A 25143-nucleotide genomic window follows, 5' to 3' on the forward strand; every position below is an offset into this window, starting at 1 on the left:
CGCGGCAGCGTTCTAGGCCGCGATGGCACAACACATTGCAAGAAAGCGGTTCGGGCAGCACTTTCTGTCCGACGGCGGGATCATCGACGAGATCGTGCAGGCGATTGCGCCGCAGCCCGGCGATGCGATGGTCGAGATCGGGCCGGGGCTGGCGGCGCTCACGCAGCCGCTGGTCGAACGGCTCGGCCGCCTCACGGTCATCGAGCTTGACCGCGACCTGGCCAAGCGGCTGCGCGAGCATCCGCAGCTCGAGGTCATCGAATCCGACGTGCTCAAGGTGGACTTTGCCGAACTCGCAGCCAAGGTCGAGCCGAAGCCGCTGCGCGTGGTCGGCAACCTGCCCTACAACATCTCCACGCCGATCCTGTTCCACCTGCTGGGCTACGCCCACCTGATCGCCGACCAGCACTTCATGCTGCAAAAGGAAGTGATCGACCGCATGGTGGCCAAGCCCGCCACGTCGGACTACAGCCGTTTGAGCGTGATGCTGCAGTGGCGCTACGCCATGGAGAACGTGCTGTTCGTGCCGCCCGAGAGCTTCGATCCGCCGCCGCGCGTGGACAGCGCCGTGGTGCGCATGGTGCCGCTCGCGCAGCCGCCGGTGGTCGACGCAGCGCGGCTCGGTGAGATCGTGCAGGTGGCCTTCAGCCAGCGCCGCAAGATCCTGCGGCACACGCTGGGCAAGTGGTTGGAGACGCACGGCTTCGAAGGAGCGTTCGACCCGCAGCGCCGCGCCGAGGAGGTTCCGGTTGCCGAATACGTCGCGCTGGCCCAGGCCGTTCCCCCATGAAAAATGCCCGTCGATGACGGGCATTTTTTCTGACGAGACGGACTGCAGCAGTTAAGCCGCGGCCAGCCAGTAGCCCGCGTTGAAGGGGCTGCTCATGCGCAGCGCCAGAGGCGACACGTCGACGAGCTTGTCGGTCGGCATTTTCTCGCCGGCCGGCTCGGTGCTGGCGGCGGTGGCCGCAGCGGTTGCTGCCGTGGCGGCAGGGTTGACTTCGATGCCATCGAGGGTTTCAGCGGTGGGCTGAGCCTCGTTCGCCCGTTCTGCTTGGCTGGTAGATGCAGAACGGGCTACAGAAAAGAATAGAAGCAGCGGAAGGGGACCTTGCGATCGCCCCAGTAGTCCGAGGCGTCGCGGAAGATGTCGAGCAGTTGCTCGCGCGCTTCCTTGTCGAACTTGGCGTTGGCCGGGATCTGCTCGAGCACGATGACGAAACCAGGCTGCGGGCCCGATTTATGCAACGGGTCGGTCATGCAGTCGTACAGCGCGTCGAAGTTCTTGCCGAAGTGCGCCGGGAAGGTGAACTGCTGGGCAATCAGGTCGAGCACGTCCTGCTTGGTCTGGGCATTGCCCAGGTTGGCGTACAGGAAGTGCTGGCCGGCCGCGTTGGCGGCATCCTGCAGGTCGTTCACGCGGAACGCGCGGATCGATTGCACGATGTTCGGGCGTACGGCTCGAAGGGATAAGGTCATATCCGCTGGTCTTTCCATAGTCATCATCATCTCGTCGGGGCGCTTCGGGGCGCCGCTCAGGTCGTTGTCATCGCTCATGGCGCAATCCGTCTGAAACTCGCATAGTGATCCGCCGTGTACCAGCAGGCTTCGGGCGCCGCGCGCTGCTCGCCACCGCAAACGATCCGCCGGGCACCGCGGTTGCGCGCGCCGGGCGTTGGCACCGTGTACTCGCGGTAATGCCCGCGACGTGCCGCGGGCAGAATGCGTTCGCGATTGCCGAATACCGTGCCGTCTTTGTCGTACCGGAAGGGGCCACCGTCAAGGATGGCCTGGTAGGTTCGCTGACCCTGGACCGGGAGATCGGTCAGGGCAATTGATTCCTCGGAGGACGTTTTTCCGGCGCCGAACCATCCGCGGGCCTCGGCCCCCGTCGTCAGAGCCACCAGCATCAAGCTGGTGAGCGCAAACTTAGTGACAGAGGACGTGATCGAGGCGTAAGCCGCCATGGGGCACCACAAGAAAAGAGCGGGGGGTTTGAACTGCGCTTAACCTCGGGGTTAACCCGCAAATTCAAGCCCGCGAGTGTGCACCACGCTGGCGAAAATAGCAAGCGACTGCCCAAAGTTTGAGCAGTCGCTGGGACGAAAAGCGACGCCTTAAGTTGGCGTCCACTCTCGCCAAATAGCCTATCTCTCGGCGTTTGCGTCGGCGACTGTCAAGGCCGTCATGTTCACAATGCGGCGAACAGTCGCGCTCGCCGTGAGAATGTGCACAGGTTTGGCCGCGCCGAGCAGAACCGGGCCGATGGCGATGTTGCCGCCGGCCGCGGTCTTGAGCAGGTTGTAAGAAATGTTGGCGGCGTCGATGTTGGGGAACACCAGCAGGTTGGCGTCGCCGGCGAGCGCGCTGTGCGGCATGACGACCGCGCGCTGCTTGCTGTCCAGCGCCACGTCGCCGTGCATTTCGCCGTCCACTTCGAGCCAGGGCGCCTGCACGCGCAGCAGGTCGAGCGTGCGGCGCATCTTGATGGCGCTGGGCTCGTTGCTGGTGCCGAAGTTGGAGTGCGACAGCAGCGCGGCCTTCGGCTTGAGGCCGAAGCGCATCATTTCCTCGGCCGCCATGGTCGTGATCTCGGCCAGCTCCTCGGGCGTCGGGTCGTAGTTGACGTGCGTGTCGACCAGGAACACCTGGCGGTCGGGCAGCAGCAGGCCGTTCATGCAGGCGTACACCGGCACGTCTTGCGGGGTGCTCTCGCAGCCGCCGGGGCGCTTGCCGATCACCTGGTCGATGTAGTGCAGGTGGATCAGCGTGGTGCCCCAGGTGCCGCAGATCATGCCGTCGACCTCGCCCTTGTGCAGCAGCATCGCGCCGATCAGCGTGAGGCGGCGGCGCATCTCGATCTTGGCGGTCTGCACCGTCTGGCCCTTGCGCTCGGTCATGCGGTGGTAGGTCTGCCAGAAGTCGCGGTAGCGGTGGTCCTGCTCGACGTTGACGACGTCGTAGTCGAGCTCTTCCTTCAGGCGCAGGCCGAACTTCTCGATGCGCTGGGCGATGATGGCCGGACGGCCGATCAGCGTTGGGCGCGCCAGGCCTTCGTCCACCACGATCTGCGCGGCGCGCAGCACGCGTTCTTCTTCACCTTCGCAGTACGCCACGCGCTTCTTCGGTGCGCGCTTGGCGGCATCGAAGATCGGCTTCATGGTGGTGCCCGAGGCGTAGACGAAGCTCTGCAGCTTGTCGCGGTAGGCGTCCATGTCCTTGATCGGGCGCTGCGCCACACCGCTTTCCTCGGCCGCCTTGGCCACGGCCGGCGCGATCTTCATCATCAGGCGCGGGTCGAAGGGCTTCGGGATCAGGTATTCGGGGCCGAAGCTCAGCTTTTCACCGACGTAGGCAGCCGCCACGCGCTCGCTCTGCTCGGCCTGGGCCAGCTCGGCGATGGCGTGCACCGCGGCAATCTCCATCTCGTCGGTGATCGTGGTGGCACCCGAGTCGAGCGCGCCGCGGAAGATGTACGGGAAGCACAGGACGTTGTTGACCTGGTTCGGGTAGTCGGTGCGGCCCGTGGCCATGATCACGTCGTTGCGCACCGCATGGGCGTCTTCGGGTGCGATCTCGGGGTTCGGGTTGGCCAGCGCGAAGATCACCGGCTTGGGCGCCATCTTCGCGACCATGTCAGGCTTCAGCACGCCGCCGGCCGACAGGCCGAGGAACACGTCGGCACCGGCGATCACTTCCGACAGCTTGCGCATGTCGGTCTTTTGCATGTACTGGCGCTTGTCGTCGTCCATCAGCTCTTCGCGGCCTTCGTAGACCACGCCGGCCAGGTCGGTGACGAATACGTTTTCGCGCTTCAGGCCCACCTTGAGCAGCAGGTTCAGGCAGGCCAGCGCCGCAGCGCCCGCGCCCGAGGTGACCAGCTTCACTTCTGCGATGTTCTTGCCGGCGACCTTCAGGCCGTTCAGCATGGCGGCCGCCACGGTGATGGCCGTGCCGTGCTGGTCGTCGTGGAACACCGGGATCTTCATGCGCTTGCGCAGTTCGCGCTCGACGTAGAAGCAGTCCGGGGCCTTGATGTCTTCCAGGTTGATGGCGCCGAAGGTGGGCTCCAGCGAGGCGATGATCTCGACCAGCTTGACCGGGTCTTTTTCGTCGATCTCGATGTCGAACACGTCGACGCCGGCGAACTTCTTGAAGAGAACGCCCTTGCCTTCCATCACCGGCTTGGAGGCCAGCGGGCCGATGTCGCCCAGGCCCAGCACGGCGGTGCCGTTGCTGATGACACCGACGAGGTTGCCGCGCGAGGTGTACTTGAAGGCGTTGGCCGGGTCCTTGACGATTTCCTCGCAGGGCGCGGCCACGCCGGGCGAGTAGGCCAGCGACAGGTCGCGCTGGTTGACCATCTGCTTGGTCGCCGCAATGGCGATCTTGCCGGGGACGGGAAACTCGTGGTACTCGAGGGCGGCACGGCGCAACAGGGCGCGCTTGTCTTCCGGGGTAGGGGTCGAAGGGGACGATGCGGTCGAATCGGACATGTGCCGTTGCTCCTGTGGCGCTTCTTCTGGGGGCGCCGATTGTAGACCTGGGTTCATACCGCCCTACGCCGCATGGCCGGTGGCAGGCATGACCAAAAGCACGGGGCGCCGTCAAAGCCCTGTGGCAATATGTGCGGCTGGGACACAAACCGACAACATCTCGAGAGGAACGACCATGGCCCTGATGGATTTCATCAAGAAACAGTTCATCGACATCATCCAGTGGACCGAGTCCGGCGATGGCACGCTGGCCTGGCGTTTCCCGATGGCCGAGATGGAAATCCAGAACGGCGCCTCGCTCACCGTGCGTGAGTCGCAGATGGCCGTGTTCGTCAACGAAGGCCAGGTGGCCGACGTGTTCGGCCCCGGCATGTACAAGCTCACGACGCAGACGCTGCCCGTGCTCACGTACCTGAAGAACTGGGACAAGCTCTTCGAATCTCCCTTCAAGAGCGACGTCTATTTCTTCAGCACGCGCCAGCAGGTCGACCAGAAGTGGGGCACGCCCCAGCCGATCACGATCCGCGACAAGGACTTCGGCGCCGTGCGCCTGCGCGCCTTCGGCAACTACAGCTTCCGCATCGGCGATCCGAAGCTGTTCCACACCGAAATCTCCGGCACGCGCGACATCTATTCCGTGGCCGACCTCGACGGCCAGCTGCGCGGGCTGGTGCTGCAGAACATCAGCAACGCCATCGCCTCCAGCGGCCTGCCCTTCCTCGACCTCGCGGCCAACCAGATCCAGTTCGCGACCGCGCTGGCCACCCAGCTGGTGCCCGAGTTCGAGAAGATCGGCATCAAGCTCGAGAACATCACGGTCCAGAACGTCTCGCTGCCCGAAGAGCTGCAGAAGATCCTCGACCAGAAGATCGGCATGGGCATGGTCGGCAACGACATGGGCAAGTTCATGCAGTACCAGACGGCGCAGGCCATTCCCAAGTTCGCCGAAGGTGCGGCGGGTGGCGGCGGCATCGCGGGCGACGCGATGGGCCTGGGGGCCGGCGTGGCGCTCGGCCAGGTGCTGGCGCAGAACCTCGCACAGGGCCTGAGCCCGAACGCAGCGGCACAGGCCGCGGCCACGACGCAGCAGCCGGCCGTGGCCGTGGTGAGTGCCGCCGACGTGATGACCACGCTCGAGAAGCTCGGCGAGCTCAAGACCAAGGGCATCCTCACGCAGGAAGAGTTCGACGCCAAGAAGGCCGAACTGCTCAAGAAGCTGGTCTGACCCCAGGCTTCGCGCGTTTCGTGTCGCTCTTCCCCGCTCCTTGCAGGGGGCGATGCCTGCGGGCCGGCGTAGCCGGTGCCGCGGTGGTGTCTCCCGCCTCGTTCGTTGTTGCCGTCGTGTCTTCTGCTGTGTGCCATGGCTGAGGAAACCGGCAACCAACGCTACTACCGCGCGCCCTGCCCCGGCTGCGGCGCGCCGGTCGAATTCCGCTCGGCGCAATCGACGCACGCCGTCTGTCCTTACTGCCAGAGCACCGTCGTGCGCCAGGGCGACACGCTCGCGCGCACCGGCAAGATGGCCGAGCTGTTCGACGACTTCAGCCCGCTGCAGCTGTTCGCCGCCGGCCGCATCCAGGACAAGCCCTTCGCGCTGATCGGCCGGCTGCAGTACACCTACCCCGGTGGCCGCTGGACCGAGTGGATCGCTGCACTCGACGGCGACCGCACCGGTGTGCTCAGCGAGGACAACGGCGCCTACGTTTTTGCGCTGCCCTTCGACCTGCAGCGCGCCGCGCCGCCACCGGTCGACCTGCGCGTGGGCGCCACCACCGCCTTCGCCGGCCAGAGCTACACCGTCGCTTCCAACGAGCAGGTGGCGCTGACCTCCGCGCAGGGCGAGTTGCCACACCTGCCCGAGCTCGGCAAGCCGTTCGCGATGGTCGAGTTGCGCAACGACAAGGGGCTGGTGCTCAGCATCGACTACGGCACCGCCAAGCCCAGCGCGTACCTCGGCCGCTCGGTGCAGCTGGACGACCTGCAGCTCACCGGCCTGCGCGACGAATCCGCGAAGGACGAAAAGGGCCGCAGCTTCAGCTGCCCCAACTGCGGCTCGCCCGTCACGGTCAACCTGGCCGACAGCAAGAGCATCACCTGCGGCTCGTGCAACAGCATCATCGACCTGTCGCAAGGCATCGGCGGCGAGCTGAAGCACGCCGAGCAGAGCGAGCCGGTGCGCCCGCTCATCGCGCTGGGCAGCATGGGCCAGCTGCAGGGCGCGCAGTGGCAGGTGGTGGGTTTCCAGCACCGCGTGGGCCAGGAGCCCGGCGACGACGAGCAGTTCGGCTGGGACGAGTACCTGCTCTACAACAAGAAGCGCGGCTTCAGTTTCCTGGTCGATGCCGAAGACGGCTGGAGCATGGTCAAGCCGACCACCGGCGCGCCCGTGATGGCAGAGAACGGCACCACCGCCACCTACCTCAACAAGCGCTACCAGCAGCAGTACGCCTACAACGCCGAGACCACCTACGTGGCCGGCGAGTTCTACTGGCAGGTCGAGCGCGGCCAGAAAACCTTCAACCGCGACTTTGCGAGCGGCGGCGCGCTGCTCTCGATGGAGCGCTCGGCCAACGAGCTGACCTGGTCGTCGGGCAGCAAGATCGACAGCGGCGCCGTGGCCACGGCCTTCAAGCTCGACGCCAAGAAAGACCTGTTCTCGCGCGGCGACGCGCTGCCCGTGAGCGCCGCGTCCGGCATGGGCTGCGGCACGATCATCCTCGTCATCGTGGTCATCATCTTCGTGCTGATCATGATGAGCAACTGCAGCGGTTCCTCGAGCGGGTACCGCAGTTCGGGCGGGTCGTACGGCGGCTACTCGAGCGGCGGCGGCCACAAATGACGAAGATCGCGCGCAGGCGTTGCGCTCTCATCACTTCTCTTTTTATTGCTACGACTGGAGGTCCCCATGGGAATTGAATGGCTGAAACCGGGCGTGGTCCTCGGATCGCTCGTGTATGCGCTGATCGGCGTGGTGGTCTTCTGGATCTGCTTTCTGATCATCGACAAGATCACCCCCTATGACCTGTGGGGCGAGATCGTCGAGAAGCAGAACATGGCGCTGGCCCTGGTCGTGGCCGCCATGAGCCTGGGCATCAGCGTCATCGTGGCTGCTGCAATCCATTGAGCGACGCGGCCCTGCCCGCGCGCACCCCGGAGGCGCGGGGGCCGCAACCCGTCGAGATCGCGCTGCTCGCCAGCGTGTTCGTGGTCGCCGCGTGCGGCCTGGTCTATGAACTGAGCGCAGCCGCGCTGAGCTCTTACCTGCTCGGCGACTCGGTGCTGCAGTTCAGCACCATCATCGGCACCTACCTGTTCGCCATGGGCGTCGGCTCGTGGCTCTCGCGCTACTTCGACCGGCAACTGCCGGCGCACTTCCTTCGCATCGAACTGCTCGTGGCGCTGATCGGCGGCGCGCTGCCGGCGATCCTGTTCCTGGCCAACGCCTACGTGCCGGGCGCGTTCCGCCTGCTGCTGTACGGCCTCGTCGTGGTGGTGGGCACGCTGGTGGGGCTCGAGATTCCGCTGGTGATGCGCATCCTCAAGCGCAACATCGTGCTCAAGGACCTCGTGTCGCAGGTGCTGACCTTCGACTACCTGGGCGCGCTCGCTGTGTCGGTCGCGTTCCCGCTCATTCTTGTGCCGCAGCTGGGCATGATCCGCACCGGCCTGCTGTTCGGCGTGATGAACGCCGCGGTGGCCGTGTGGGCGCTGTGGCTGTTCCGCCATGAACTGCGCCGCGCTGGCGCGCATGCGGTGGCCTGCTTCCTCACGCTGGCCGCGCTCATCGGCGCCTTCTGGGGCGCCGACCACATCACCACGTTGGCGGAAGACAAGTTCTACCAGGACCACATCGTCTTCAGCGCCAGCTCGCCTTACCAGCGCATCGTGGTCACGCGCGGCGCGCTAGGCCACCGGCTGTTCCTCAACGGCAACCTGCAGTTCGCCGAGCGCGACGAGTACCGCTACCACGAGGCATTGGTGCACCCCGCGATGGCCGCGCACGGCGCGCCGAAGAAAGTCGCCGTGCTCGGCGGCGGTGATGGCATGGCGGTGCGCGAAGTTCTCAAGTACCCCTCGGTCGAGTCGGTCACGCTGGTCGAGCTCGACCCGAACATGACGCAGCTTTTCACCACGCACGAAACGCTGGCCGCGCTCAACGGGCACGCGCTCTCGTCGCCGAAGGTGAAGATCGTCAACACCGATGCCTTCCAGTGGCTGCAACAAGACGGCGACACCTTCGACGTCATCGTGGTCGACTTTCCCGATCCGACCAACTTCGCCATCGGCAAGCTCTACACCAACAGCTTCTACGCGCTGCTCGACCGGCGCCTGTCGGCCAGCGGCTACGCGGTGATCCAGACCACCTCGCCGCTGGTCGCACGCAAGAGCTACTGGACCGTGGCGACCACCATCGAGTCGGTCGGCCTGAAGGCCACGCCGTACCACGCGCACGTGCCGAGCTTCGGCGAATGGGGCTACATCATCGCGAGCCGTCGGCCCTACCGGCTGCCCGATGCGTTGCCGGGCGGCATGCGCTTCCTCACGCCTGCCACGCTGCCCCTGATGTTCGACTTTCCGCTCGACATGGCGCGCGTGCCGACCGAAGTGAACCGCCTGTCGAACCAGACCCTCGTCACCACCTATGAACAGGAGTGGGGCAAGGTCATGGCGCACTAGCCGCAGCATGCAACGGCGCGATTTTCTCGGCGTGGCAGGTGCGGCGGGCGCTTTGGCGCTGGCCGGCTGCGAGGCGCCGCCGCCGCCCATCGAAGGCGGCTTCACCGGCGTCGACGTGATGCGCGGCCACGCCATGCGCGACGGCACGCTCAAGTCGCAGGCCCCGGCCATCGTCAAGCGCACCCGCGTCGTCATCGCGGGTGGTGGCGTGGCCGGCCTTGCGGCGGCACGCGCGCTGCGCCTCGCGGGCATCGACGACTTCGCGCTGCTCGAACTCGAAGACACCGCCGGCGGCAACGCGCGCGGCGGCTCGGTCGGCGGCATCGCCTGCCCGCTTGGCGCGCACTACCTGCCCACGCCCGGCGACGACGCGCACGAGGTGCAGGACCTGCTCGAAGAACTCGGCCTGCGCCGCCGCGTGGCCGGCCGCTGGACCTATGACGAGCGCCACCTCTGCCACAGCCCGCAGGAGCGCCTGTTCTTCCGCGGCGAATGGCAGGACGGGCTGCTGCCCGTGCACGACGTCGGCGAAGGCACGCACGCCCAATACCGCCGCTTCGCGCAGCGCATCGACGCGCTGCAACACGCCGCTCACTTCGCCATTCCCACGCTGCGCTTCGCCGTCACACCCGAACTGCTCGCGCTCGACGCCGTGCCCTTCGCGGGCTGGCTCGACCGCGAAGGTTTTGACGACGCCCACCTGCGCTGGTACCTCGACTACTGCTGCCGCGACGACTACGGCGCCGGCATCGCGCAGGTGTCGGCCTGGGCCGGCATCCACTACTTCGCGAGCCGGCACGGCTTCCATGCACCGGGCGATGCGAGCGGGAGCGTCAACGACACCAACCCCGATCGCGATGGCGTGCTCACCTGGCCCGAAGGCAACGGCTGGCTCACGAAGCAGCTGGCCGCGCCGCTGGGCGCGCGCCTGCACACCGGCCAGGTCGTCACGCGCATCGCCGAAGGGCGCGGCGGCGTCGAGGTCGATGCGTGGGATGCCGCTTCGAAATCGATGGTGCGCTGGCAGGCCGAGCGCTGCATCGTCGCGCTGCCCGTCTTCATCGCCGCGCGCGTGGTCGAGAACCCGCCGCCGCTGTTGACGAGCGCCGCCGCGCACGTGCGCTATGCCCCCTGGCTGGTCGCCAACGTGCACCTGCGCGGGCCGCTGGCCGATCGCGTCGGCGCCGCGCCGAGCTGGGACAACGTGATCTACGGCACGCGCGGCCTCGGCTACGTCGATGCGCGCCACCAGACGCTCGACCCCACGCCGCGCGGCACCGTGCTCAGCTGGTACCGCCCACTGGGCCCGAGCGGCTACGACACCGGCGACGGCCGGCAGCTGCTGCTCGAACGCCCCTGGACCGCATGGCGCGACGAACTGCTCGCCGAACTGTCGGTGCCGCACCCCGACCTGCCCGCGCTCGCCACGCGCGTCGAGATCACGCGCTACGGGCACGCCATGTCGATCCCGCGGCCCGGACTGCTCGCGCAGATCGGCGCACACGGCGACCGCGTGGCCGCGGGCCGGCTGTCGTTCGCGCACGCGGACTGGTCGGGCTATTCGATCTTCGAGGAAGCGTTCACGCGCGGCCACATCGCCGGAGCGAACCTCGCATGAAGACGCTGGTGCTCGGCGGCTACGGCAACTTCGGCGCGCGCATCAGCCGCGCACTCGCGCAGGACGCGGGCATCGAACTGTGGGTCGGCGGGCGCGACCTCGAACGGGCCACGGCCTTTGCGCAATCGCTGGGCGGCAGTGCGCGCGGTGTGCGCGTCGATGCGCAGTCGCCCGATCTCGCGCAGGGGCTGGGCTTTCTGGGCGTGGACCTCGTCATTCACACCGCCGGCCCATTCCAGGGCCAGGACTACCGCGTGCCGCAGGCCGTGGCGGCCGCCGGCGCGCACTACATCGACCTGGCTGACGGCCGGCGCTTCGTCTGCGACTTTCCCGCCGCGATGGACGCCGCCTTCCGCCGTGCGGGCTGCACCGCCGTGGCCGGCGCCAGCACCGTGCCGGCGCTGTCGTCGGCGGTGGTCGATCACCTCGCCGCCGGTTGGCAAAGCCTGCGCAGCATCGACATCTGCATCGCGCCGGCACAGGGCGCACCGCGCGGCGAAGCCACGCTCGCGGGCGTGCTCGCCTACTGCGGCGCGCCGATCCGCGTCTGGCAGGGCGGCCGATGGACCGAGCAGCCCGGCTGGGCCCATCCCGCGAAGGTGCAGTTCGCCCGCATGAAGCCGCGCCGCGGCGCCCTGTGCGACATCCCCGATCTCGAACTCTTTCCTGCGCGCTATGCCGGCGTGCAGTCGGTCATGTTCCGTGCGGCACTCGAAGTCGGCCTGACCCAGCACGCCTTCGCCTTCCTGGCTTTCCTGCGTCGCACAGGCCTGCTGCGCGCACCGCAGAAGCTGGCGCCGCTGCTGCACGCGACGGGCGGCGTGTTCGATGCGTTCGGCACCGCGCTGGGCGGCATGGTGGTGCGCGTCGAAGGCACCGATGCACGCGGCGCCATCGCGCGCCGCGCCTGGCACATCGCGGCGGACGACAACCACGGCCCCGAGATTCCCTGCATGGCCGCCATCCTGCTGGCGCGGCGCCTCGCGCGTGGCGATGCGTTGCCGGTGGGCGCGCATGCCTGCGCGGGCCTGCTCACGCTGCCCGAGTTCGATCCCGAGTTCGCGCGCTGGGGCATGGTGACGGATGTGATTGACGAGGCGACGTCCACGCCATGACACGCCCTGCCACCAACGACGACGACCGCTTGCTGCGCCTGAGCCTCGTCGCCGTCTGGCTCTTCACCGCCATCGCCAGCATCGTGGAGCTCGACGGCCAGAGCCGCCGTGTGCTGGCCGACGCGGGCATCGCCTCGCCCCCGTGGCTGGTGCAGTCGCTGATCGTCGGCGGCGCCATTGCCGATCTCGCGATCGGTCTGGCCTTATGGCTGCGACCCGGCCGCAGCGTCTACCTCGCCGCCTTCGCCCTGATGCTCGCCATGACGCTCGTGGCGACCGTGCTGCAGCCAAGCCTGTGGCTGCACCCACTCGGCCCGCTGCTCAAGAACCTGCCCATTGCCGCGCTGCTCTGGCACCTGTACCGACGCGCCACGCCATGAACACCTACCTCGTCCTCAAGTGGCTGCACATCGTCTCCAGCGTGCTGATGGTCGGCACGGGGCTGGGGTCGGCCTTCTACATGTTCTTTGCCAACCGCAGCGGCAGCGTGCCGGCGCAGGCGGTGGTGAGCCGGCTGGTGGTGCGCGCCGACTGGTGGTTCACCACGCCCACAGTGATCCTGCAGCCGGTCACCGGCTTCGCGCTGGCGCACATGGCGGGCTGGCCGCTGTCGACGCCGTGGCTCGCGCTGTCGCTGGGGCTCTTCGCGTTCGCGGGGGCGTGCTGGCTGCCGGTGGTGTGGCTGCAGATTCGCATGGCGGCCCTTGCGGCGCAGGCGCACCACGAGGCCACGCCACTGCCGTCGCTGTATCTGCGCTACCAGCGCTACTGGGAACTGCTGGGCTATCCGGCCTTCGTGGCGATGGCCATCGTGTTCTGGTTGATGGTGAACAAGCCGGCACTTTCGTTCTGACGTTCCAGACGGGCCGGTGCGCGGGCCCTGTGCGGTTTTCACGCAGACTTCACACACAGCGCCGTGGTTTCACAGACCGGGCAGAAACTGCCAGGCGCCAACAAAAACATCAGGGGGAGCTTCCATGCTTCAAGTCGCCAATCGAAAACTCGCGTCGCTCAGCGACGTGCTCTTCACCGGACTGGGCCGCGCGCTCGGTTTTCTGCGGCCTCTGGCACGCGGACTCGTCGGCTCCTGGCGACCGCCGGGGTGGCTGCGCATCGTGGGGGCGTTTCTTCTTTTCGGGCTGCAGTGGCTGCAGCAACGGCTGGCCTGGGTGGTGGTGTTGGCGCTGCTGGTGCTGGCCGGCTGGTTCGCCAGCCCGCATGTGCTGAAGTGGTGGCATGGCCTCACGCCCGACCGCGTCGAGCCGGTCGTTTCCACCGCGCAGATCGTGCCGCCGCCGCGCACGCAGATCGAAAACGACAAGGGGCCCAACCCGGTCGTCATCAATTTCACCGCCTCGGTCGCGCCGATCGCGCGCATCGGCCAGGAGGCGACGGGCGTCAGCATCGAGCCCGCCATCGCCGGGCGCTGGTCGTGGAGCAGCCAGAAGAAGCTCGAATTCCTGCCGGCGCAGGACTGGCCGGTCGGCCAGCCCTACAAGGTGCAGCTCGCGAAGGACGCGCTCGCGCCGCACATCGAGATCGAGCAGCGCAAGTACGAGTTCACCTCGCCCGAATTCAACGCGCGCGTCGCGGGCGCGGAGTTCTATCAAGACCCGGTGCAGGCCAACGTGCGCCGCGCCCTCTTTCAGGTGCGCTTCTCGCACCCCGTGAACACCGCCGAGTTCGAAAAGCGCCTGGTGCTGACCTATGACCAGGCCTGCGGCACCTCGATCTTCAGCGTGGGCAAGTGCGCGAGCGAGAAGTTCACCGCCAGCTACGACAAGCTGCGCCTCACCGCCACGCTGCAGTCCGAGCCTCTGCCCATTCCCGAGAAGACGCGCCCCGTGGTGCTGAGCCTCACGGCGGGCACAGTCGCGCAGAAGGGCGGCCCGGGCCAGCGCAGCGACATCGCACGCGCGGTCGACATCCCCGGCCTCTTCAGCCTCGCCATCTCCAGCATCGACCCGACCATCGTCACCGGCGAGAACGGCGAGCCAGAGCATGTGATGCACGTCACCGCCTCGATGCCGGTGCACGAGCGCGAAATGGCGCGCGTGGTGCAGGCCTGGCTTCTGCCGGCCACCGAAGAAGCCAAGGGCGACCCGGAAGAAAAATTCGACTGGTCCGCCGACCCCTCGAAGGTCACCGACGCCGTGCTGCGTCGCGCGAAGAAGATCACCCTGCAGCCCATCGCCAGCGAGCGCGAAGTGACCGAGATGGTCAGCTTCCGCATGCCCCAGGCCGAGGGCGGCCGCTACCTGCTGGTGCGCGTGGCCAAGGGCCTGAAGACGCCGGGCGGCTACCAGCTCGGCACCGCGCGGCAAGACGTGCTGCTGCTCAAGACCTTCGCGCCCGAGCTCACCATCATGAGCCAGGGTTCGCTGCTCGCGCTGTCGGGCGAGCGCAAGCTGCCGATCCTGGTGCGCGACCTCCCCGGCATCCGCCTCGAAATCGGCCGCCTGCTGCCGCAGCAGCTGCAGCACCTGGTCACGCAGAGCAACGGCGACTTCGCGCACCCGCAGTTCTTCGGCAGCCTGCAGCCGGACAACCTGGTCGACCGCTTCCAGAAAGAAATTCCACTCAGCATCCCCGCCGGCAAGGCGCACTACGAAACCGTCGACTTCGCGCAGTACCTGCGCAGCGACGTGGCCGACCGCCGCGGCGTGTTCCTGCTCAAGGTGCAGGGCTACGACCCCAAGGCCAAGAAGAAGCCCGAGGGCGATGCCACGCAGGCCCAGCCCGAAGAAGAGCAACAGGAAGAGCAGCAATCGGAAGGCGAAGGCAATCCCGAAAGCGGCAACCCCGAAGACCAGAAGGACCAGCGCCTGGTGCTCGTCACCGACCTGGGCATCGTCGCGAAGAAGTCGCTCGACGGCACACGCGACGTGTTCGTGCAGAGCATCGCTAATGGCCAGCCTGTGGCCGGCGCGTTGGTCGAGGTGTGGGGCCGCAACGGCATGATCATCGCGTCGCAATCCACCGATGCCACGGGCGCCGCCAAGCTGCCCAACCTCGCCGGCTACCAGCGCGAGAAGGTACCCGTGGTGCTGGTCGTGCGCAAGGACGGCGACCTGAGCTTCCTGCCCTTCAACCGCAGCGACCGCACGCTCGACATCTCGCGCTTCGACGTCGGCGGCCTGCGCGCGGCCGGCGTGCCGAACCAGATGACCGCTTACGTGTTCAGCGACCGCGGCATCTACCGCCCGGGCGACACGATGCACATCGCGATGATGGTCAAGGCCGGCAACTGGGCCACCTCGCTGCGCGACCTGCCGCTCGAGGCCGAGATCATCGATGCACGCGGCCTCAGCGTGCGCCGCGAGAAGCTCAAGCTCGGTCCCGGCGGTGCGGCGGAAATCGCGCACACCACGCAGGACACCTCGCCCACCGGCAACTACACCGTCAACCTCTACCTGCCGCGCGAATCATCGCCCGGCAACCCCGAGGTGGAAGGCCTGCTGATCGGCAGCACCACGGTGAAGGTGCAGGAGTTCTTGCCCGACCGCACCAAGGTCGTCGCCAAGCTCAGCAGCGAAGTCGCCGAAGGCTGGGTCAAGCCCAAGGACCTGAAGGCGCTCATCGACGTGCAGAACCTCTTCGGCACGCCCGCGCCCGACCGCAAGGTGGAAGGTACGCTCACGCTGAGCCCGGCCTTCCCGGCCTTCCCGGTGTTCCGCGCGTTCGCCGACTACGCCTTCTTCGATCCGCAGCGCGCCACAGAGAAGCAGGTCGACGAACTGGGCAGCGTGCAGACCAGCGCCGAAGGCAAGGCCGAATTCGACCTGCGCCTCTCGCGCTTCGACGCCGCCACCTACCAGGTGCACGTGCTTGCCAAGGCCTTCGAGCCCGAAGGCGGGCGCAGCGTCTCGGCCGAAGCGCAGACGCTGGTGAGCGACATGCCCTACCTCGTGGGCGTGAAGGTCGACGGCGACACCAACTACGTGAGCAAGGGCGCCGCGCGTAACGCCACCGTGATCGCGATCGATCCGCAGGCGAAGAAGACGGCCGTGGCCGACCTGAAGATCGAGCGCGTGGAGCGCAAGGTGCTGTCGGTGCTCGTGAAGCAGGACAACGGCCTGTACCGCTACGAATCGCGCAAGAAGGAAATCGTGATCGACGAGAAGCCGCTGGCCATCGTCGCCGCCGGCAACACCATCGCGCTGAACACCGCCACGCCCGGCAACTTTGCCTACGTGGTGCGCAATGCCGGCGGGCTGGAGTTGAACCGCGTCGAGTACAGCGTGGCGGGCAACGCGAACGTCTCGCGCTCGCTCGATCGAAACGCCGAACTGCAGCTCACGCTCGACCGCAAGGACTACGAGCCGGGCCAGGAGATCGAGGTGAGCATCCGCGCGCCGTACGTGGGCGCGGGCCTCATCACCATCGAGCGCGACAAGGTCTACGCCCACGCGTGGTTCAAGACCGACAAGACCGCCTCGGTGCAGAAGATCACGCTGCCCAAGGACTTCGAGGGCACCGGCTACATCAACGTGCACTTCGTGCGCGACCCGGCCTCGGACGAGGTCTACATGAGCCCGCTGTCGTACGGCGTCATTCCCTTCGCCACGAGTCTGGCCAAGCGCACCGCGAACCTGCAGCTCACCAGCAGCGAACTCGTGAAGCCCGGCCAGACGGTGAAGATGAAGCTCACCAGCGACAAGCCCACGCGTGCCGTGCTGTTCGCGGTGGACGAAGGCATCCTGCAGGTGGCGCGCTACAAGACGCCCGATCCGCTCAAGCACTTCTTCCAGAAGCGCGCGCTCGAAGTGGGCACCTTGCAGACGCTCGACCTGATCCTGCCGGAGTTCAAGAAGCTCATGCAGGGCGCCGCCCCCGGCGGTGACGGCGAAGGCGAACTGGGCAAGCACCTGAACCCGTTCAAGCGCAAGCGCGACAAGCCGGTGGCCTACTGGTCGGGGCTCGTCGACGTGAACGGCGGCCGCGAATTCAGCTACACCGTGCCCGAGAGCTTCAACGGCAGCCTGCGCGTGATGGCCGTCGCGGTGAACGACGAGACCACCGCCGCCAAGAGCACCCGCACCGTGGTGCGCGGCGACATGGTGATCCTGCCGAACGCGCCGCTCGCGATGGCACCCGGCGACACCGTCGAAGTGGGTGTGGGCCTGGCGAACAACATCGTGGGTTCGGGCCAAGGGGCGCCCATCGCGCTCACGCTCACCGCCTCGGGCGGGCTCGAAGTGGTGGGCGATGCGACGCAGACGCTCAAGGTCAACGAACGCGGCGAAGCGAGCACGAAGTTCAATGTGCGCGCCAAGCCGGGCGCGCAGGCGGTGCTGGGTTCGTCGGCGCTGGTGTTCACATCGACGCACAAGACCTTCAGCGCGCGCCTGTCGACCGAAGTGAGCGTGCGGCCCGCGTCGCCGTTCGTCACGATGGTGCAGGCGGGGAGCTTCCAGCGTGCGGGCGAGTTGAGCAGCAAGGCCGACCTGTATCCGAACTTCCGCAAGAGCGATGTCGCGGTGTCCGCGGCGCCATGGGCCTTCGCAACCGGTCTCATGCAGTACCTGGAGGTCTACCCGCATGGCTGCACCGAGCAGATCACGAGCCAGACCTTCCCGGCCGTGCTGCTGTCGGGCCGCCCTGAGCTGGTGAAGGAAATGGCGCGCGGCCGCACCCCGGAACAGGGCCCGATGCCCGAGGCGCGCAAGACCTTCGAGCGCTACCTCGTGCAGCTGCGCGCGCGGCAGACGGCCGACGGCGGCTTCTCGCTGTGGCCCGGCGCGGGCACCGATGCTTTCGCGACGCTCTATGCGGTGCATCTGCTCATCGAAGCCAAGGATCACAAGCTGCCCGTGCCGCAAGACCTGCTGCAAAAGGCGAACACCTATCTGCAGGGCTGGCTCGGCAGCGGCGACAGCTCGCTGGACGGCTGGCGCCAGCGCACGCAGGCGGCCTACCTGCTCACACGCCAGGGCATCATCGCGCCGGCCGCATTGGCCAACCTTCGCGAAGCCTGGCGCAACAAGCAGACGCAAGGCTGGAGCGACGACCTGGGCGCCGTGTACCTCGCCGCGAGCTACCAGCTCGTGAAGCAGGAGCAGGTGGCCAACGAACTGCTCAACCCGGTGTGGTCCGACCTGCTCGCGCGCACCGAGAAAAAACAGCGCCGCAACGTATGGGGCGCCTACTACGACCCGCTGGTGCACGACAGCATGACGCTGCACCTGGTGGGCCGCCACTTCCCTTCGCGCCTGAAGACGCTGAAGCCGGACGTGTGGGAGGGCATGGGCGCGATGGTGCGCGACGGTTGGTACAACAGCCTGTCGTCGGCCTCGATGCTGCTCGCGGTCGATGCGTACTTCGAAGCGGTGGCGCAGAACGCCGAGGGCAAGCTGACGGCGCAGAGCGTCAACGCGCAAGGCCAGGCCGCGGCGCTGGCGCTGGGCTCGGTGAACCCGATCACGCGTGCCGCGGTGCCGGCCGGTACGGCGAAGCTCAAGCTGTCGAACGACAGCGACTTCAACCTGTACTACAGCTGGGCCGAACAGGGCTTCGAGCGCAATGTGCCCACCACGCCGGTGAACCAGGGCCTCGAGATCTTCCATGAAGTGCTCGATGCCAAGGGCAATCCGATCACCAAGGCCAAGCTCGGCGAAGAGGTCACGGTGCGGGTGCGCGTGCGCAGCCTGGAGCGCGCACAGCTCAACGACGTGGCGCTCGTCGATGTGCTGCCCGGCGGACTGGAGCCGGTGCTGCAGGCCGTGGGCGACGATGACCAGGCGAATGCCGATGCGCCGATCTGGAAGAAGCGCCTGGGCGGCGGCGGTTCGTGGAAGGTGCAGTACGCCGACATCCGCGAAGACCGTGTGGTGTTCTACGGCGCCGTCGACAAGAACCTGCTCGAAGTGACCTACAAGGCGCGCGCGACCAACGTGGGCGACTTCGTGGTGCCGGCCGCGTATGGCGAGGCGATGTACGACCGGCGCGTGTATTCGCGTTCGGCGGGTGCGCGCTTCCAGGTCGTCGCGAACTGACGCCAACGCAGAGGCTGCGATGCGCTTCAGCGTGAAGTTGGAAAGGCTCAGGAAGCCCGCGCTGTGGGCGTTGGCGGGGGCCTTCCTGCTCGCGCTGCTGCGCTTCTGGCCGCATGCCCCGCTCAGCGAAACCGTCGGCAGCTCGCGCGCCGTGTACGCGCAAGGCGGTGAGCTGCTGCGCCTCACGCTCGCAAACGACGAGCAATACCGCCTCTGGGTGCCGCTCGACCGCATCTCCCCAACGCTGATCGATGCGGTGCTGCTCTATGAAGACCGCCGCTTCTACACGCACCCCGGCGTCAACCCCGCCGCGCTGGTGCGCAGCGCCTGGCGCATCGCCAGCGGCGAGCGCAGGCAGGGCGGCTCGACGCTCACGATGCAGCTCGCGCGGCGCGTCTACGGCATCGACAGCCGCACGGCCTTGGGCAAGGTCGCGCAGATCGGCGCGGCCCTGTGGCTGGAGGCGCGCTTCAGCAAGCGCGAGATCCTCGAGGCGTACCTGAACACCGCGCCCTACGGCGGCAACATCGAAGGCGTTCAGGCCGCGAGCCTCATCTACTTCCGCAAGGACGCCGCCAAGCTCAGCCTGCCCGAAGCGCTGACGCTCGCGGTGATTCCGCAGAACCCCGTCAAACGCATTGCCGAGCGCGGTCGCAATGCCGAACTGCAATCCGCGCGCGAACGCCTGTGGGCGCTGTGGGCCGAGCGCGATCCGACCGCGAAGCAGCATGCGCCCGACGCGCAACTCGCGCTCTCGGCGCAGTCGCGCGGCAGCCTTCCCTTTCTCGCGCCGCACGCCACCGACATGCTGCTCGCGCAAGAGCGTGGTGTGCAGGAAGTGCGCACCACCATCGACCTGCGCATGCAGGCCACGCTTGAGCGCGTGATGGGTCAGTACCTGCGCACACACGCCGGCGTGGGCATGACCAACGCGAGCGCGCTGCTGCTCGACGCCTCGACCATGCAGGTGCGCGCGCTGATCGGTTCGGCCGACTGGCACAACGACGCGATCGCGGGGCAGGTCAACGGCACGCAGGCCAAGCGCTCGCCGGGCTCCACGCTCAAGCCCTTCATCTATGCGCTCGCGCTCGACCAGGGGCTGCTGCATCCGAAGACGATGCTGAAGGACGCACCAACTTCCTTCGGTCCCTACACACCCGAGAACTTCGACCATCGCTTCGCCGGCCCGCTGCCCGCGCAGGAAGCGCTGATCCGCAGCCGCAACATTCCGGCAGTCGCCGTGGCCGCAAAGCTTTCGAAACCGGGGCTCTACGACTTCATGCGGCTTGCGGGTGTGCAGAAGCTGCAAAGCGAATCGCACTACGGCCTCGCGCTGGTGCTCGGTGGTGGTGAGGTCACGCCCGAGGAGCTCGCGGGCCTCTACGCCACGCTGGCGAACGGCGGCATTTCGCAGCCGATTCGCTACACGCAGCCCGCGCCCGATGAGCGGCCCGCGCAGCCGCTGCGCTTGCTGAGCGAAGAGGCGTCGTTCATCACGCTCGACATGCTGCGTCACACGCCGCGCCCCGACACCACGCTGCCCGCGCGCCCCGCCATCGCATGGAAGACGGGCACCTCGTGGGGCTTTCGCGATGCGTGGACCGCGGGTGTGTTCGGTCGCCACGTGCTCGTGGTGTGGGTCGGCAATTTCGACGGCACGAGCAACCCCGCACTCGTGGGTGTCGATGCGGCCGCGCCGCTGTTCCTGCGCATGGTCGATGCGCTGCGCGCCGAGCGGCTGGACCCGGGCGAGATTGCGACGCGCCAGCCGGCCGATCTGCGGCAGGTCGAGGTGTGCACGGCGACGGGCGGGCTGCCCGACGCGCTGTGCCCGGTGCGCACCACGACATGGTTCATCGCCGGCAAGTCGCCGATCCAGGTCAGCAACCTGCACCGCGCGGTGTGGGTCGACGAGACGACCGGCAAGGTGGTGTGCGGGCCGCAGCCCAACGCGCGCCAGCAGGTGGTCGAGCAATGGGGCAGCGACATGCGCCGGCTCTTCCGCCAGGCCGGCCTGCCGCGCGCGAGCCTGCCGGCCGATGGCTGCGAGAAGGGCGAGGCCTCGGAGACGGCGCCGCTCATCACCTCGCCCTTGCGCGGCGTACGGCACACGCTGCGCGTGAAGAGGCCGGAGCCGCTCGTGCTGCGCGCCGAAGCGGCGGCGGGCACGCAGGCGATCTACTGGTTCGCCGATGACGCATTGATCGGCAAGGCGTCGCCCGGCGAAGGCATCACCTGGATGCCGGACATGGCCGAGTCGGGACGGCGCTACGTGCTGCGCGCGGTCGACGACCAGGGCCGCGCCGAGTCGCGCGAGGTGACGGTAGACATCGCGCCTTGAACGGATGTCATGGCTGCGTCACGCGGGCTCGGCATGGTCTCGCGTTTCGACTGAAACCTTTCTTCTGCCCATGACGCGTCTTGCCTCTCTCTCTTTCATCGCGCTCGCCACCGCCTTCGCTTGCGGTGGTGCTGCTGCCCAGACCGCCTTCCCCGCCACGCTCGCCGGCCACGCCGTGCTGCCCGCGCAGAGCTTCGTCGCTGCACCGAAAGACGCACCGGCCGACCTGCAGGTCAGCGGCAAGTTCACGACCGGCAAGCGCGTCGAAGCGCTGGGCACGGTCGAAGGCCTCTCGGCCGGCCGCGGCACCGGCGTGTCGGTGCCCTTCAAGGGCCAACCGCTGCAGGGTCACTCGGGCATCAAGAAGATGGACGACGGCTCGTTCTGGGTGCTGACGGACAACGGCGCCGGCGCGAAGGCCAACTCGCCCGACTTCATGCTCTACCTGAACCACTACAAGGTGGACTTCAAGAGCGGCAAGTTCAACCGCCTGAACACGATCTTCCTGCACGACCCCGACAAGAAGGTGCCGTTCCGCATCGTCCATGAAGGCACGAAGCAACGCTACCTGACGGGCTCCGACTTCGACCCCGAGAGCTTCCAGTTCGCCGGCGGCGCGCTGTGGATCGGCGAGGAGTTCGGCCCCTTCCTCATCAAGGCCGACCTCAAGGGCAAGGTGCTCGCCGTGTTCGACACGCAGGTCGACGGCAAGGCCGTGCGCTCGCCCGACCATCCCGCTGTGACCACGCCGGGCGCACCGGGCCTGCCAGGTGGAGGGGTCGATTTCCAGATCAAGCGCTCGAAGGGCTTCGAAGGCATGGCGTCGTCGAAGGACGGCAGCAAGCTCTACGCGCTGCTCGAAGGCCCGGTGTGGAACGCCGAGACGAAGGACTACGAGAAGCTCGACGGCAAGGAAGCGCTGCGGGTTCTGGAGTTCGACGTGGCCTCTGAAAAATGGACGGGGCGTCATTGGAAGTACGTGCTCGAAGCGAACGGCCACGCCATCGGCGACTTCAACATGATCGACGGCACCACGGGCCTCATCATCGAGCGCGACAACGGCGAAGGCACGTCTGACAAGGCCTGCCCCGAAGGCCAGAAGCGTACCGACTGCTTCCACGACATCGCCAAGTTCAAGCGCGTCTACAAGGTCGAGCTGAGCGATGCGAACGTGGGCGGCGCGGTGCGCAAGATCGGCTACATCGACCTGCTGAACATCGCCGACCCGAACAAGCTGGCGCGCAAGCCGCTGAACGACGGCGTGCTCAAGTTCCCGTTCTTCACCATCGAGAACGTCGACGTGGTCGACGCCACGCACATCGTGGTCGGCAACGACAACAACCTGCCCTTCTCCACCAGCCGCGAGCCGAACAAGGCCGACGACAACGAGCTGGTGCTGCTCGAAGCCGGCGCGCTGCTGCAGGCGAAGTAAGCGTAAAGCGCCGCCCGCGTTTCAAGGCCCCGCTCGCGGGATGGGCGGGGGCTGGAAAAACCCAGAAGATGAGTATGATTCTCATTCTCCAGGTTTCTCCTCTCCCTCTGTCCCATGAATTTCCGAACGACCTTGCACGCCGTCCGGCGCTCGTCGTGAGCGCCGGCGTCCGTTACCGGATGAGCGTGGCGTCGCGGGCCGTTGCCGCCATCGCGGGCGGCTATGGCGTGGCCGCGCTGTCGGCCGCCGTGCTCGCGCTGGGCCTGCCCGCCCTCTTCGACATGGCGCGCAGCGAAGCCGCGCTGACCGGCACGCTGGTCTCCTTCCTCGTCTACGCCGTGGCCGTGATGTGGGTCTTTGCGGCCCGTTCGGCGTGGCGCGCCTGGACCGGCCTCGCCATCGCGGCGGCGCTGCAGGGCCTGCTGTTGCTGCTGTGGACTCAGGGCGGCGGAGGTGCCGCATGAAGGACGGATTCCGCCAGTCGATGGCGTGGCTGCACACCTGGTCGGGCCTCTTGGTCGGCTGGGTGCTCTTCATGGTGTTCGCGGCCGGCACGGCGTCGTACTTCAAGGACGAAATCACCTTCTGGATGAAGCCGGAGCTGCATGCCATTTCGCACGGCAGTGTGGCCCAGGCGGTCGCGGCCGAGAACGCGACGGCCTACCTGAACCGCAACGCCGGCAATGCGGCGCGCTGGTTCATCACGCTGCCGACGGCGCGCGAGCCGGCGGTCGGCGTGCTGTCGATCAAGCCGCCGCCGCCGGCCGGTTCGCCGCCCGTGGAACGGCGCCGCGGCTTCGACCGCGCCACGCTCGACCCGGCCACGGGCCAGGCGATCACCGCGCCGCGCGAGACGCGCGGCGGCGAGTTCTTCTACCGCCTGCATTTCGACCTGCACTACATGCCCGCGCTCTGGGCACGCTGGATCGTCGGCTTCTGCGCGATGTTCATGCTGGTGGCCATCGTCAGCGGCATCGTCACGCACAAGCGAATCTTCAAGGACTTCTTCACCTTCCGTCCCAAGAAGGGCCAGCGCAGTTGGCTCGACGCGCACAACGTCACCGCCGTGCTTGCGCTGCCGTACCACGCCATGATCACCTACACCGGGCTGGTCACGCTGATGTTCATGTACATGCCATGGGGGCCGCAGGTGGCCTACAAGGCGCACGGCGGCAACGACACCTTCTTCGCCGAGGCCTTCCCGGGCGGTGTGCGCACGCAGATCAAGCCCTCGGGCACGAAGGCAGGGCTGGCGCCCCTCGCACCCATGGTGGCGCAGGCCACGGCCCACTGGGACGGCGCGCCCGTCGGCCGCATCGTGGTGCACCAGCCCAACGACGCCAACGCCGTGGTCTCGCTCGCGCGGGCCGAGGGCCGGCATCTGTCGTACGAGCAGCCGACGATGCAGTTCAACGGCTCGACCGGCGCACTCATCGGCACCTTCGGCGACGTGCCCAAGGCCGCGGCCGAGACGCGCGGCGTGCTCTACGGCCTGCACATCGGCCGCTTTGCCGATCCGCTGCTGCGCGCGCTGTTCTTCGTGTCGGGCCTGGCGGGCTGCCTGATGGTGGCAACGGGCCTCTTGCTGTGGGCCGTGAAGGAGCGCCAGAAATACGCCAAGACCCTCAAGCAGGGCGGACGCATCGGTTTCGGCCTGCGGCTCGTCGACGGGTTGAACCTCGGCGCGATCGCGGGCCTGCCCGTGGCCATGGCCGCCTTCTTCTGGGCCAACCGCCTGCTGCCGGTCGACGTGGCGGGCCGCAACGAGGCCGAGATCCGCTGGTTCTTCATCGTCTGGGGCGCCACCGCCGTGCTGGGCCTGCTGCGCCCCACCCTGCGCATGTGGCAGGCGCAGCTCGCGCTCGGCGCGCTGCTGTTCGCGCTGCTGCCCGTGCTCAACGCCTTCACCGGTCCTGCACCGCTCACGGTCAGCCTGCGCAGCGGACCGAGTTCGGTGGCGGGCTTCGACCTCGTGGCGATCGCGCTCGGCCTGGGGCTCGCGGGTGCGACCTGGCTGGTGGAGCGCAAGCGCCGCAAGGCTTTGGCGGCGCCCAAGAAAGCCGTCAAGCCGCCGCCACCGACGGAACTCGCTGCCTCGGCTGCAGCAGGACAAGGATCGTGATGCCGCTGCTCGGATTGGTGTTCGCGGCCTCGCTGGCCGGCTTTTGCGCGCTGAGCCTCGCGATGGACCGCCACAGCGAAGACGTCTTCGGCCGCGGCAGCACGCCGGGTGCATGGCGCCGATGGCTGCAGCTCGGGGGGACGGCGCTGCTGTGCCTGTCGCTGTGGGCCAGCCTGGAGGCGGCGGGCGGGTCGGTGGGGTGGGTGCTGTGGCTGGGGGCGCTCACTGCGGCGGCGCTGGCCACGGTGGGGCTGCTGAGCGGGTTGCCGCATCGCTTTCCGCGCATCGCCGCGGGCGCGGCGGTGCTCGCGATCGGGCAGGCGCTGTTCTGCGCGCTGCCCGCCTGA

At 67.7% G+C, this 25143-nt stretch carries 18 protein-coding genes; 15 read left to right on the top strand and 3 right to left on the bottom strand.

Annotated elements, in window-relative coordinates; translation table 11 throughout:
- Nucleotides 1-22: 22 nt before the first annotated feature.
- Nucleotides 23-790, top strand: a complete 768-nt coding sequence (gene rsmA, locus CY658_RS13665; RefSeq protein ID WP_101490728.1) for a 16S rRNA (adenine(1518)-N(6)/adenine(1519)-N(6))-dimethyltransferase RsmA — start codon at nt 23-25, stop codon at nt 788-790.
- A 287-nt stretch (nt 791-1077) separates the two neighbouring features.
- Here the strand turns inward: rsmA and CY658_RS13670 are convergent, their stop codons facing one another.
- The 3 genes from CY658_RS13670 to CY658_RS13680 form a co-directional block, all read right to left on the bottom strand.
- Nucleotides 1078-1503, bottom strand: coding sequence for a barstar family protein (locus CY658_RS13670; RefSeq protein WP_095747788.1), 426 nt, complete (start codon nt 1501-1503; stop codon nt 1078-1080).
- A gap of 50 nt (nt 1504-1553) precedes the next feature.
- Entirely contained in the window at nt 1554-1967 is a 414-nt protein-coding gene (locus CY658_RS13675) for a ribonuclease domain-containing protein (RefSeq protein WP_101490729.1), read from the bottom strand.
- A gap of 180 nt (nt 1968-2147) precedes the next feature.
- Nucleotides 2148-4496 (bottom strand): NADP-dependent malic enzyme, encoded by a 2349-nt coding sequence (locus CY658_RS13680; protein WP_101490730.1) that lies wholly within the window; start codon nt 4494-4496, stop codon nt 2148-2150.
- A 175-nt stretch (nt 4497-4671) separates the two neighbouring features.
- On the opposite strand from CY658_RS13680, the gene CY658_RS13685 reads away from it, so the two are divergent.
- From CY658_RS13685 to CY658_RS13750, 14 genes are all read left to right on the top strand, one after another.
- Nucleotides 4672-5721 carry an SPFH domain-containing protein gene (locus tag CY658_RS13685; protein ID WP_101490731.1) on the top strand — a complete coding sequence of 350 codons (1050 nt, stop codon included), beginning with the start codon at nt 4672-4674 and terminating at the stop codon, nt 5719-5721.
- A 135-nt stretch (nt 5722-5856) separates the two neighbouring features.
- The gene (locus tag CY658_RS13690) at nt 5857-7335 is read left to right on the top strand and encodes a DUF4178 domain-containing protein (protein WP_101490732.1); all 1479 of its coding nucleotides are present in this window, start codon (nt 5857-5859) and stop codon (nt 7333-7335) included.
- A gap of 66 nt (nt 7336-7401) precedes the next feature.
- The gene (locus CY658_RS13695) at nt 7402-7620 is read left to right on the top strand and encodes a DUF350 domain-containing protein (protein ID WP_056574995.1); all 219 of its coding nucleotides are present in this window, start codon (nt 7402-7404) and stop codon (nt 7618-7620) included.
- On the top strand, nt 7617-9173 hold the full coding sequence (locus CY658_RS13700; RefSeq protein ID WP_374221108.1) for a polyamine aminopropyltransferase: 1557 nt from the start codon (nt 7617-7619) through the stop codon (nt 9171-9173). Before CY658_RS13695 ends, CY658_RS13700 begins: the two co-directional genes overlap by 4 nt.
- A gap of 7 nt (nt 9174-9180) precedes the next feature.
- A complete protein-coding gene (locus tag CY658_RS13705) occupies nt 9181-10791 on the top strand; it encodes an FAD-dependent oxidoreductase (protein WP_101490733.1) in 1611 nt (536 codons plus the stop codon).
- On the top strand, nt 10788-11906 hold the full coding sequence (locus CY658_RS13710; protein WP_101490734.1) for a saccharopine dehydrogenase family protein: 1119 nt from the start codon (nt 10788-10790) through the stop codon (nt 11904-11906). Before CY658_RS13705 ends, CY658_RS13710 begins: the two co-directional genes overlap by 4 nt.
- Nucleotides 11903-12286, top strand: coding sequence for a DoxX-like family protein (locus CY658_RS13715; RefSeq protein WP_101490735.1), 384 nt, complete (start codon nt 11903-11905; stop codon nt 12284-12286). The genes CY658_RS13710 and CY658_RS13715 overlap by 4 nt, the downstream gene beginning before the upstream one ends.
- Nucleotides 12283-12759, top strand: coding sequence for a DUF2269 family protein (locus CY658_RS13720; RefSeq protein ID WP_101490736.1), 477 nt, complete (start codon nt 12283-12285; stop codon nt 12757-12759). Before CY658_RS13715 ends, CY658_RS13720 begins: the two co-directional genes overlap by 4 nt.
- A gap of 124 nt (nt 12760-12883) precedes the next feature.
- Nucleotides 12884-18901: an alpha-2-macroglobulin gene (locus CY658_RS13725; protein WP_101490737.1), complete on the top strand. Its 6018-nt coding sequence runs from the start codon at nt 12884-12886 to the stop codon at nt 18899-18901.
- Between the two features lie 31 nt (nt 18902-18932).
- Nucleotides 18933-21242, top strand: coding sequence for a penicillin-binding protein 1C (pbpC, locus tag CY658_RS13730; RefSeq protein ID WP_257884863.1), 2310 nt, complete (start codon nt 18933-18935; stop codon nt 21240-21242).
- Nucleotides 21243-21312: 70 nt separating this feature from the next.
- Complete coding sequence (locus CY658_RS13735) at nt 21313-22674, top strand: esterase-like activity of phytase family protein (RefSeq protein WP_101490738.1); 1362 nt, start codon at nt 21313-21315, stop codon at nt 22672-22674.
- A 74-nt stretch (nt 22675-22748) separates the two neighbouring features.
- Complete coding sequence (locus CY658_RS13740) at nt 22749-23138, top strand: DUF3649 domain-containing protein (protein WP_308217209.1); 390 nt, start codon at nt 22749-22751, stop codon at nt 23136-23138.
- The gene (locus tag CY658_RS13745) at nt 23135-24796 is read left to right on the top strand and encodes a PepSY-associated TM helix domain-containing protein (protein ID WP_101490740.1); all 1662 of its coding nucleotides are present in this window, start codon (nt 23135-23137) and stop codon (nt 24794-24796) included. The genes CY658_RS13740 and CY658_RS13745 overlap by 4 nt, the downstream gene beginning before the upstream one ends.
- Entirely contained in the window at nt 24796-25143 is a 348-nt protein-coding gene (locus CY658_RS13750; protein WP_101490741.1) for a DUF3325 domain-containing protein, read from the top strand. The genes CY658_RS13745 and CY658_RS13750 overlap by 1 nt, the downstream gene beginning before the upstream one ends.

The sequence above is a fragment of the Variovorax sp. RO1 genome (assembly GCF_002849325.1).
Classification (GTDB): domain Bacteria; phylum Pseudomonadota; class Gammaproteobacteria; order Burkholderiales; family Burkholderiaceae_C; genus Variovorax.

Coding starts and splice junctions, on each gene's coding strand:
- CY658_RS13670 (WP_095747788.1), bottom strand. CDS start 1,503: ATGACTATGGAAAGACCAGCGGATATGACCTTATCCCTTCGAGCCGTA.
- CY658_RS13675 (WP_101490729.1), bottom strand. CDS start 1,967: ATGGCGGCTTACGCCTCGATCACGTCCTCTGTCACTAAGTTTGCGCTC.
- CY658_RS13695 (WP_056574995.1), top strand. CDS start 7,402: ATGGGAATTGAATGGCTGAAACCGGGCGTGGTCCTCGGATCGCTCGTG.
- CY658_RS13735 (WP_101490738.1), top strand. CDS start 21,313: ATGACGCGTCTTGCCTCTCTCTCTTTCATCGCGCTCGCCACCGCCTTC.
- CY658_RS13715 (WP_101490735.1), top strand. CDS start 11,903: ATGACACGCCCTGCCACCAACGACGACGACCGCTTGCTGCGCCTGAGC.
- CY658_RS13685 (WP_101490731.1), top strand. CDS start 4,672: ATGGCCCTGATGGATTTCATCAAGAAACAGTTCATCGACATCATCCAG.
- CY658_RS13710 (WP_101490734.1), top strand. CDS start 10,788: ATGAAGACGCTGGTGCTCGGCGGCTACGGCAACTTCGGCGCGCGCATC.
- CY658_RS13720 (WP_101490736.1), top strand. CDS start 12,283: ATGAACACCTACCTCGTCCTCAAGTGGCTGCACATCGTCTCCAGCGTG.
- CY658_RS13680 (WP_101490730.1), bottom strand. CDS start 4,496: ATGTCCGATTCGACCGCATCGTCCCCTTCGACCCCTACCCCGGAAGAC.
- CY658_RS13740 (WP_308217209.1), top strand. CDS start 22,749: ATGATTCTCATTCTCCAGGTTTCTCCTCTCCCTCTGTCCCATGAATTT.
- CY658_RS13705 (WP_101490733.1), top strand. CDS start 9,181: ATGCAACGGCGCGATTTTCTCGGCGTGGCAGGTGCGGCGGGCGCTTTG.
- rsmA (WP_101490728.1), top strand. CDS start 23: ATGGCACAACACATTGCAAGAAAGCGGTTCGGGCAGCACTTTCTGTCC.
- CY658_RS13745 (WP_101490740.1), top strand. CDS start 23,135: ATGAAGGACGGATTCCGCCAGTCGATGGCGTGGCTGCACACCTGGTCG.
- CY658_RS13690 (WP_101490732.1), top strand. CDS start 5,857: ATGGCTGAGGAAACCGGCAACCAACGCTACTACCGCGCGCCCTGCCCC.
- CY658_RS13725 (WP_101490737.1), top strand. CDS start 12,884: ATGCTTCAAGTCGCCAATCGAAAACTCGCGTCGCTCAGCGACGTGCTC.
- CY658_RS13750 (WP_101490741.1), top strand. CDS start 24,796: ATGCCGCTGCTCGGATTGGTGTTCGCGGCCTCGCTGGCCGGCTTTTGC.